This window comes from Streptomyces sp. NPDC048254 (genome assembly GCF_043201895.1).
Lineage (GTDB): Bacteria > Actinomycetota > Actinomycetes > Streptomycetales > Streptomycetaceae > Streptomyces.
This window is the reverse complement of sequence record NZ_JBICZJ010000010.1, coordinates 445,988-455,905: the sequence shown is the minus strand read 5'-3', so window position 1 is coordinate 455,905 and position 9,918 is coordinate 445,988. Positions and strand designations below refer to the sequence as shown.

Below are 9,918 nucleotides of genomic sequence, written 5' to 3'. Positions count from 1 at the left end.
AGATCCTCGGCAAGGACGGCCACGTCACCGGCCTGCGCACCGAGCGCACCGCCCTGGACGGCACCGGCAACGTCAAGGGCACCGGCGAGTTCAAGAACTGGGAACTCGGCGCGGTCTACCGCGCGGTCGGCTACCTCTCCGACAAACTGCCCAAACTCCCCTGGGACATCGACTCGGGCACCGTCCCGGACGAGGGCGGCCGGGTCATCGAGGACAGCGGCAACCACCTCCGGTCGACCTACGTCACCGGCTGGATCCGCCGCGGCCCGGTCGGCCTGATCGGCCACACCAAGGGCGACGCCAACGAAACGGTCTCCAACCTGCTCGACGACCACGCCAACGGCCGGCTGGGCACCCCCGAGTCGCCCGCGCCGGAGGCCGTGAACACCTTCCTCACCGAACGCAACGTCCGCTTCACCACCTGGGAGAGCTGGCACAAGCTGGACGCCGCCGAGAAGGCCCTGGGCGAACCGCAGGGCCGCGAACGCGTCAAGCTCGTCGAACGCAAGGACATGCTCCGCGAGAGCGGCGCCGGGATCCGGTCTTGAGGCACGCTTCACACGCCGCGTGCAGCTGCGCACCGCGCCGATGGTGGTCCTGTTCTGGGCATACCGCGCCAAGACATGACAAGTTCCGTGCCAGCTCGGACGGGCCAGTCATGCACGCTTCGGGCGGGCGGAGTGCATCCGTCGGCACCAGTCCTCGATCAAGATCCGGGCCATTCCCGGGCCGGCAAGCCGCTTCCTGCTTCGATTAAGGCTATTCTTGCTGGTCAACGACCTACCAGCAGGGTATCGCCAGCAGACGAAGAACGTTCTTTGTTACGCCCCAGGCAATCTGACACGGTGGACACCTGTGACGAGGATTCTTGGTTGGCGCAAAAGAGGGATGGTTGACACCGATCAGATGTTTGATCCGCCGACCAGCGCCGACGGGCAGGCTGGGCGCCCATCGCCCCCTGAGGAACGGAACCTGAGGTTTGCTGGAGAGGAGCCGCTGACCGTTTGCTCCAGTGCTGCGGATCCGCGGCGTGCATGCGTGGGAGTCGTGAAGAGTTCCCGCATGGTTCTGGGGATTCGGTCACGGGAACGGAAGGATCCGGGGGGCTTTCTCGGCGCCCGCGAACAGGGCGGGCGCCGCTCCATGCGATGGGAGACCGATCAACGATGTTCACTCCGGTACGGAGCAGAATACGGACGGCCGCGCTCGCGCTCTCGGCCATTACGGCCCTCGCCTTAGGCGCGACCGCCACGACCGGCGCGGCAGCGGCCCCCGCTCTCGCGAAACAGGGGCCGACCTCGGTGGCGTACGTCGAGGTGAACAACAACAGCATGCTGAACGTCGGTAAGTACACCCTCGCCAACGGCGGCGGCAACGTCTTCGACGTCGCCGTGATCTTCGCGGCGAACATCAACTACGACACGGGCACGAAGGCGGCGACCCTGTATTTCAACGAGAACGTGCAACGCGTCCTCGACAACGCCGCCACGCAGATACGGCCGTTGCAGCAGAAGGGCATCAAGGTCGTCCTCTCGGTGCTCGGCAACCACCAGGGCGCCGGCTTCGCCAACTTCCCGTCCCAGCAGGCGGCTTCGACGTTCGCGAAACAACTGTCGGACACCGTGGCCAAGTACGGCCTCGACGGCATCGACTTCGACGACGAGTACGCCGAGTACGGCAACAACGGCACCGGCCAGCCCAACGCCAGCTCGTTCGTGTACCTGGTGTCGGCACTGCGCGCCAACATGCCGGACAAGATCATCAGCCTCTACAACATCGGCCCGGCCGCGTCGCGCCTGTCCTACGGCGGCGTCGACATCACGTCCAAGTTCGACTACGCCTGGAACCCGTACTACGGCACCTGGCAGGTCCCCGGCATCGCACTGCCCAAGTCGAAGCTGTCGCCGGCGGCCGTCGAGATCGGCGGTACCTCACAAAGCACGGCCGCCAGCCTCGCCCGCCGCACGGTCAGTGAGGGGTACGGCGTCTATCTGACGTACAACCTCGACGGCGCCGATCGCAGCGCCGATGTCTCCGCGTTCACCAGGGAGCTGTACGGCAGTGACGCCCGCTACACGCCGTAGACCGACCACACTCCCCGGCGTCCGGCTTCCCCTCGGGGCGTGCTGCATCCCGTAGGGCCGCGCCTCGGGCAGGCCGCGCTTCCGACAACGATGTCGGAAGCGCGGTCGCCACAGGTACCGTGGCCGCGCTGTACCGAAGTGCCAGCCGGAGCCGGTGCCCCGGCCGGCAGGATCGCGTCGAACTCGGTGGACCGGGCGGTCGTGAAGGTGCGCTGCACGGTGACCGGGTCTCCGCCTCGGTCCAGCACGCCGCCTGCTGGTGCGATGACCAGCGGAACCGTGCCGGCGTCGAGGATCGCCCGGCGCACTTCCCCTACGCCGTCCAGATCGTCCGCAGCGAGTTGGGAGAGGGCGGGGCTCGGTTCGACCACCGCAGGCGGGAGGGTCGCCCCGGGGACCGGAACCCCGGACCGGCCGCGACGTGCGTGCAGCGGTCCGGGTCAATGTTGGCGAGCACCTTCACCGCCCTGTTCCTTGATCGCCGTCTCCCAGCACTCGCCGAGCTCGAAGGTGTGAGCAGCGACGATGTGTTCGCGCTCGACGGGAGACATGCTGAGCCAGTTCAGCCGGGCCTGGCTGAAGTGGATTCGCCGGCGTCGAAGCCACCGTCGACCGCGGCGGCACCACCGCCGCCCGTCGGCTGACGGGCACTTGGCCTGGCTGACAACTCCCGTCGGCGTCCCCCACGACCCGAACCTGGGCGGACGTCCAGGGGCAGCCGACCTTCCGATAGGAAGGCGCCCTCCACCTCCGCTCCGAGCTCGAACCGGCCCGCGGGACTGGATTCCGTGATGGGTCAGGGGGTGCCCAGCAGGTCGGCGAGCTGTTGGAGTCGCTCGGCGTCGGGGCTGCCTTCGGCGGCGGTGCAGACCATGAGCGCGGGGCCGGGGTTGCCCGGTATCGGGTAGGCGTCCCAGTCCAGGTTCAGTTCGCCGACCCGGGGGTGGTTGAGGCGCATTTGGCCGCGGGTGGGTTCCGCCACGTTGTGCAGCGCCCACAGGGCCGCGAACTCGTCGCTGCGGACGGCGAGTTCACCCACCAGCTCGACCGCGCGCGGGTGGCCGGGATCGGCGGCGACCTGCGTCCGCAGCATCCCGATCAGCTCCGCGACGGTGGCCGCCCGGTTCGGGCACGCCCGGTCGGCTTCGGGGTGCAGGAACAGCGCCAGCAGGTTCCGCTCCCTCTGCGGCTGCCGGGTGAACTCGCCCAGCAGGACACCACCGAGCGGGTTCCACGCCAGCACGTCCAGGAAACGGCCGACGACCAGCGCGGGCGAGGGCATCGTGTGCAGCAACCGCTTTGTGGTTTCCGGGACTTCCTCCGGTTCGTACGAACGCGGCGGGCGCGCCGGCGTGCGCGCCGCGGCGGCGAGGCTGTGCAGGTGCCGGGTCTCCTCGGCGGAGAAGTTCAGGGCGCGCCCGAGGGCGTCGAGGACCTGCTCGGAGGGGCGTACGTCGCGTCCCTGCTCCATGCGCTGGTAGTAGTCCGAACTCACCCCCGCCAGCAGGGCCAGTTCCTCCCGCCGCAGCCCGGCCACACGCCGTCGCGGGCCGGGTTCCAGGCCGACGTCCTGTGGGCGCAGCCGGGTTCGGCGGGTGCGCAGGAACTCGGCGAGTTCGCGCCGGGGATCGTCGCTCATGGCGTGGGAGGAGTCGGTCACGGCGCCAGTATGCCGTCGGCGCGGCCCGCGAGGGTGGGTCTGCCAGACCCAGGAAAAGGAGAACGACCGTGCTGCCGCTTGCGGGGTCCAGCATCGGAGGCAACCACACGGCCCACCACGGAAGGACAGCGACATGAAGGCCGCTCAGATCACGAGTTTCGGTGCAGCGGATGTCCTGCAGATCAATGACGTCGACCGTCCCGCTCCTGACGCGGGTGAAGTTCTGGTTTCGGTCGAGGCGTCCAGCGTGAACGGACACGACGTGATCGTCCGCTCCGGGGAAGTGAAGATGATCTCGGGACGCCGGTTCCCGATCGGTGTGGGCCTGGACTTCGCGGGAGTGGTCGCCGCGACCGGCGCCGGTGTCGAGGGTTACCGGGTAGGGGACCGGGTGTGGGGCATGGTGCATCCTCGTCAGCGGCACTCCGTCGCCGGGGCGGCCGAGTACGTCGTGGTCCCCGCGAACCGGATCTCGGCCGCTCCGGCGGACCTTTCGTCGGTCGAGGCGGCGGCCTTGGTGGTCGCGGGTTCTACGGCGCTGATCGCGCTGCGCGACAGCGTGGACCTGGCGGACGGGGAACGGGTCCTGGTCCGGGGCGCGGCCGGCGGAGTCGGCACGGCCGCCGTGCAACTGGCCCACGCCATGGGCGGCCATGTGACCGCGCTGGCCCGCGACCGGCACGCCGAACTCCTCACCGACCTCGGCGCGGACGAGGTCCTGGACTACCGCTCCACCACCTCGGACGAGATCGGCCCGTTCGACGTCATCGTCGACACCGTCGGCACGGAACTGCACTGCTACCGAAGCCGGTTGACCAAGGGCGGCCGAATGGTCACCGTCGGTCTGTCCCCGTCGGCCCTGGCCGCGATCGCCGCCTCCAGCATCCACGGATCCCGCCGCATCCGCACCTTCAGCGCCAACCCCGAAACCCCCGTACTGCGCGCCGTGGCCGGCCATGTCACCTCGGGTGCGCTGCGCCCGGTGATCGACAGTGTGTATCCGCTCGCGGACATCGCCGCGGCGCACCAGGCGTTCGAACGCGGCGGCGTCGTGGGCAAGCACGTGATGACCGTGCCCCGCGGCTCCCTCTGACGGACTCCGGTCAGCGGGGTGTGGTGCGCAGGTCGATACCGCGGCCATGGGCGTCGGCGGTCACGATCCGGCTCGCGATCCGGGACAGCCGCTTCCGGTCGGCTTCGGGCAGCGGCTCGACACACCTCTCGATCTGCTCAGCGAACTGAGCGGCGACCTGTTCGACGAGTTGGTGGCCGGCGTCGGTGATCGACACCTGGTAGGAGCGGCGGTCGACGGCGCTGACGGTACGGGTGACCAGACCCCGGCGCTGTGCCCGGTCGACCAGGCCCGTGATCGAGGACTTGTCGAGGCCGAGATGCCGACCGAGCTGGTTCATCGTCGGCTCCCGGTCCCGCAGTATCCCGAGCATTCGGGTCTGGACGACCGACAGATCGTGCTGCCCTGCGATCTCGGCCAGGGCGCTCTGCACCAGGAACGACAGCTGAGCGAGCGCGTCGACCAGCCCGAAGTCCTCGTCTGCGGGCGACGGTGCGGGCGGGGGCGACATGTCGCGGGATGACGTCATGCCCCGATCTTACTTGCAAAGGTACGCGGCACCTACTACTTTGATTCGTGGCACGAACTAAAACCTTCGCGGCACCTACTAAATCCTTCGCCCCGCGTACCAAACCTGAGGAGAGCAGCCATGGACATCCACGCCGCCGTCGTCAGCTCGTTCGACAACCCGCCCCGCTACGAGCCCTTCGACCTGCCCGCCCCCTCCGACGAGGACCAGGCTGTCGTCGACGTCCTCGCGGTGGGCCTGCACCCCCGGGTGCGTACCGGTGCGTCGGGCAGCCACTACACCAGCACCGGCAAGCTGCCGATGGTGCCCGGCGTCGACGGAGTCGGCCGGCGCGAGGACGGCCGGACGGTGTACTTCGTCGCCGATGACGAACTCGTCGGCCCGATGGCCACCCGGACCGTCATCGACAGCCGCCACAGCGTCGTACTGCCCGACGGCGCGGACGTGGTGAAGATCGCCGCGGCGATGAACCCGGCCATGTCGTCGTGGGTGGCCCTGCGCCGCCGTGTCCCGATCGAGCCCGGACAGTCGGTGCTGATCCTCGGCGCGACCGGCAACGCCGGCCAGATGGCCGTCCAGGTCGCCAAGCGGCTCGGCGCCGGCCGGGTCGTCGGAGCCGGCCGCGACCGGGCCCGCCTGGCGACCCTGCCCGGGATCGGCGCGGACGCGACCGTCGCGCTCACCGACGACGCCGACGCCACCGCGGCGGCACTGGCCGAGGAGGCCGCCGAAGTCGACCTGGTCATCGACTACTTGTGGGGCAAGCCCGCCGGTGACGCGATCATGGCGGTGCTGCGGGCCCGCTCCGACCGCGGCCGTGCCCTGAACTGGATCCAGATCGGCGCCATGGCCGGCCCCACCATCGAACTGCCGTCAGTGGCACTGCGCTCGGCGAACTTCCGGCTCCAGGGCAACGGCCAGGGCGCCGTGTCCACCAGGACGTACCTGGAGGAACTTCCGTCCCTCATCGACGAGATCGAGAGCGGCGGTCTCGCGGTGACCGCCCGGGCCGTACCCCTCACCGACGTCGAACCCGCGTGGACCGCACCCGAGGTCCCGGGCGTGCGCACCGTCCTGGTGCCCTGAACCCACCCCGGCCGTCACGCAGCCCGTAGTGGACCTACCGAAGGAGCACAGAGCCATGTCACACACCACAGACATCGACACCGACGTGATCATCTGCGGAACCGGTGCGGCGGGTCTGACCCTCGCCATCGACCTCGCCCGCAGGAACGTCCCCTTCCTGCTGATCGACAAGGCGCCGCAGCCGTTCATCGGCTCCCGCGGCAAGGGCATCCAGCCCCGCAGCCAAGAGGTGTTCGAGGACCTCGGCGTGATCGACAAGATCGTCGCCTCGGGGGGTGAGTACCCCGTCCAGCGCGTCTACACCGACAACGGGCCCATCGACCAGGTCGGCGTGGAGCTGTCGGAGCCGACGCCGGAGGAGCCGTACCAAATCCCTCTGCTCGTGCCGCAGTTCCTCACCGAGCGTCGGCTGCGCGAGCGGCTGGCCGAACTCGGGCACGCCCCGCGCTACGGCCATGAACTCGTCGGCTTCGAACAGGACGCCGACGGAGTGACCGCGCGGATCGCCACCCCGGACGGCGAACAGGCAGTACGGGCCGCGTACTTGATCGGTGCCGACGGCGGATCGAGCTTCGTCCGGAAGACTCTCGGCATAGGATTTCCCGGCAAGACCCTCGGCGTGCGGGCGATCGTGGCCGACGTGTACGTCGACGGCGTCCCGTCGGACGCCTGGCACCGCTGGGGCGAGGACACCGCCCGGCAGGTGTCGATGTGCCCGCTCTATGGCACCGACATGTTCCAGCTCCAGGCCCCCGTCCCCTTCGGCGTCGACCTGGACCTCTCGGCCGAGGGACTCACCGCGTTCTTCCGCGAACGCACGGGCCGCGGCGACGTCGTGATCCGCTCCGTGTCCTGGGCGTCCGCGTTCCAGATGAACGCCCGGCTCGCCGACGCCTACCGGCGCGGACGCGTCTTCCTGACCGGGGACGCGGCACACTGCCACCCGCCGACCGGCGGACAGGGCCTCAACACCAGTGTCCAGGACGCCTACAACCTCGGCTGGAAGCTCGCCGCCGTACTCGACGGCGCCCCGGAATCCCTGCTGGAGACGTACGAGCAGGAACGCCGCCCGATCGCCGAAGCCGTCCTCGGACTGTCCGAGAAACTGCTCGAAGCGGCCAGGAACCGCGACATCCACCGGGGCCGCGAGGTCAGCCAACTCGACCTCGGCTACGCCGACTCGCCCCTGTCGCTGCACAACCCCGAGCGCGACAAGGGCGTGCTGGCCGGCGACCGCGCGCCCGACGCGCCCGTGACCGGCGCGGGCGGCCTCCCCACCCGGCTGTTCAGCCTGTTCCAAGGGCCCCACTGGACCCTTCTCGGCCACGACGTCGACGACGCCTCGGCCCCGGCGCCGCGCCCCGGTCTGCACATCCACACCATCGGTGCCCGGGGCGACATCGTCGACAGCGGCGACCGTGTGCACAGCGCCTACGGGCTGTCCTCCGAGCAGTGGGTGCTCATCCGCCCCGACGGATACGTCGCGGCCGTGGTCGCCACCGCCGACCTCGCCGCCATCGAGACCTATCTCGACACCGTCGGCGTCCGCCCCCTCGCGGCCATGCGCCCCACCACCACGGAATCGAGCACCGACATGCCCACGGAGACCCCTTCCGACCGCACCGGCACGCCTCGCACCCGACGCGAGCACCGGCAACTCCGTACCGCCGCCGAGCAGCGACTCGCCACCGCCCAGCGCGAGTTGCACCAGCTCTCACGCCAGGTCCAGCGCGACCTGCGCAGCATCCGACGGCACGGCGAGACCACCGCCATCGTCGCCCGCTCGAACTTCGCCGAACTCGCGGTCCAGAGCATCAACCGACTGACGGCCAACCTCCGCACCGACCGCACCGACCAGTAAGCGCCCAGCTCTTACCGGGGTCCTCGACGACACCTCAGGGCCCCGGGCATCGCCAATGCCGCCGCCCCCGCCGGCGGCATTCTTGTCCCGCACCGGGGCCGCGTCACCGACCGCTCCGACCTTCGCTGCCGAGCCCTGTGCCTGCCCATGGTTTCCACCGGTCGTTCGATCAGCAGCGGCTCTACGCACTGAGCCACTATGCGGAGGCTACGTTCATCACTGTCGTACAGCACTGTGATCACCAACTCCTTCCCCCGTTGTCTTCTTCGCGGTCCTGCAAGAGGGCCGCTGGCCTCCAGACCCCGCATGACGTGCTGCCGTCCGCGCAGGGCATGCCCTGGCAGTTGACGCGAGGATGCTGAGCCGCTACAGGGCCTGGTTGACCACGTCCAGATGCTGGGCTTGCCGCCAAAGCTACGGGGCAACGGCTGTCGGGAACGGGGAAGGTGACGTGCCCGCGACGTTGGATCGGCATCCACCCAGGATCCGGACCATGCCCGGACCAATCCTCCTTCGCTCGTCTCGATCCCGGCCATTTGAACTGGTCAAGCTACGTCCGACTCCTGTACCACCAGCAGACGAAGAATCTGCTGGGCACCTCTAACTGGCTGTTCTCTGTCCGTCCGTGTGGTCGGTGGGATTCGAACAAGGGCCTGGTTCGGGCGGGTTGGCCGGTACTGGTGCATGGAAGAAGGGCCTCTTGGTAGCTCGCGGATGTCGAGTCCAGCGAGAAGCAAGAGGCCCTGTTGTCGAAGTGTCGCGTGGTCGCGGTTGTCGGGTCCGGTCCGGCCACTCGTGGGTGTGACTGTCTCGCCCACAGGTTCGGGAACGCGGCCGACCGGCCAGGCCGGCCGCCTCGGTACGACTCGGACATGAGTGATGCGGAGTGGGCCCTGGTGCGGGATCTGCTGCCGGTTCCGGGGTGGATGGCGGGCCGGGGCGGGCGGCCGGAGGGCCTGGTGCACCGAGCCGCCCCGCATGCCGCGACGTGCACGTGCTTGTGTGTGTCGACGCCGATCACGACGTGCCCAGACATGTGCTGCTCGCCGGTGTTCACCGCGTTCCTTCCGGCCGGTAGCGTGAGGTGCACGCCGTCGCCGGTCGGACGGACAGGACTGTCACGGGGACGCTTTTGACCAGGTGGCTCCAGGCTCTTATCAGGTCACGTCCGGCCGGCGGCAGCGCTTGCTGCGTGCCCGGCCGGACGGTCGACAGATCAACGCCAGGACACCCTCGGGGTCGGTCGTAGCAAGAGTCAGACCGTCACGGCCGGGGCTACCGAATCCTTGCGGGATCCGGTGCCAAGAGACTGACAGTCGTAGCTCGAGCCGACGCGTCCAGACGATCCGCTCGGTCTCGCCGTAGCCACGGGCAGTGTCGATGAGGTTCACGCCGAGGTCGACGGCGCGCTTGAGGGCCCCCACGGACTCGTCCTCCGTGCCGCCGAGCCGGCCGGACTCACCGATGCCCCAGGCTCCGTGACCTGTGTCGGACACGGACAGGCCGCTTCGGCCCGGTTCGCGGCAGCGCATGACCTCCTCCGGCTCGCGGATGCGGTGGGGCGGTGCGGGTCGGAGGCCGGTGAACTCGGCGTTACGTATTCGTTGCGACCGACCGTTGACCGCC

General features: G+C 69.4%; 7 protein-coding genes and 3 pseudogenes. 6 read left to right on the top strand and 4 right to left on the bottom strand.

What is annotated here, in order from left to right:
- Together ACGFZQ_RS28885 and ACGFZQ_RS28880 are read left to right on the top strand one after the other, a co-directional pair.
- Positions 1-548 (top strand): annotated as a pseudogene (locus ACGFZQ_RS28885) (pyridine nucleotide-disulfide oxidoreductase); the annotation flags it as partial.
- Positions 549-1,166: 618 nt separating this feature from the next.
- On the top strand, positions 1,167-2,084 hold the full coding sequence (locus ACGFZQ_RS28880; protein WP_393842784.1) for an endo-beta-N-acetylglucosaminidase H: 918 nt from the start codon (positions 1,167-1,169) through the stop codon (positions 2,082-2,084).
- A 143-nt stretch (positions 2,085-2,227) separates the two neighbouring features.
- Here the strand turns inward: ACGFZQ_RS28880 and ACGFZQ_RS28875 are convergent.
- Together ACGFZQ_RS28875 and ACGFZQ_RS28870 are read right to left on the bottom strand one after the other, a co-directional pair.
- Positions 2,228-2,668, bottom strand: a pseudogene (locus ACGFZQ_RS28875) (catalase-related domain-containing protein); the annotation flags it as partial.
- A gap of 212 nt (positions 2,669-2,880) precedes the next feature.
- A complete protein-coding gene (locus ACGFZQ_RS28870; RefSeq protein ID WP_393842806.1) occupies positions 2,881-3,723 on the bottom strand; it encodes a helix-turn-helix transcriptional regulator in 843 nt (280 codons plus the stop codon).
- Between the two features lie 154 nt (positions 3,724-3,877).
- Here ACGFZQ_RS28870 and ACGFZQ_RS28865 point away from each other — a divergent pair, with 154 nt between their 5' ends.
- Positions 3,878-4,837: an NADP-dependent oxidoreductase gene (locus tag ACGFZQ_RS28865; protein ID WP_393842783.1), complete on the top strand. Its 960-nt coding sequence runs from the start codon at positions 3,878-3,880 to the stop codon at positions 4,835-4,837.
- A gap of 10 nt (positions 4,838-4,847) precedes the next feature.
- Here ACGFZQ_RS28865 and ACGFZQ_RS28860 read toward each other — a convergent pair whose 3' ends face one another.
- Entirely contained in the window at positions 4,848-5,345 is a 498-nt protein-coding gene (locus ACGFZQ_RS28860; RefSeq protein ID WP_393842782.1) for a MarR family winged helix-turn-helix transcriptional regulator, read from the bottom strand.
- A gap of 120 nt (positions 5,346-5,465) precedes the next feature.
- On the opposite strand from ACGFZQ_RS28860, the gene ACGFZQ_RS28855 reads away from it, so the two are divergent.
- The 3 genes and pseudogenes from ACGFZQ_RS28855 to ACGFZQ_RS28845 form a co-directional block, all read left to right on the top strand.
- The gene (locus ACGFZQ_RS28855; protein WP_393842781.1) at positions 5,466-6,431 is read left to right on the top strand and encodes a zinc-binding dehydrogenase; all 966 of its coding nucleotides are present in this window, start codon (positions 5,466-5,468) and stop codon (positions 6,429-6,431) included.
- A 55-nt stretch (positions 6,432-6,486) separates the two neighbouring features.
- Entirely contained in the window at positions 6,487-8,292 is a 1,806-nt protein-coding gene (locus tag ACGFZQ_RS28850; protein ID WP_393842780.1) for an FAD-dependent oxidoreductase, read from the top strand.
- A 761-nt stretch (positions 8,293-9,053) separates the two neighbouring features.
- A pseudogene (locus ACGFZQ_RS28845) lies at positions 9,054-9,245 on the top strand (transposase); the annotation flags it as partial.
- A gap of 204 nt (positions 9,246-9,449) precedes the next feature.
- Here the strand turns inward: ACGFZQ_RS28845 and ACGFZQ_RS28840 are convergent.
- Entirely contained in the window at positions 9,450-9,788 is a 339-nt protein-coding gene (locus ACGFZQ_RS28840) for an aldo/keto reductase (RefSeq protein WP_393842779.1), read from the bottom strand.
- Between the last annotated feature and the right edge of the window lie 130 nt (positions 9,789-9,918).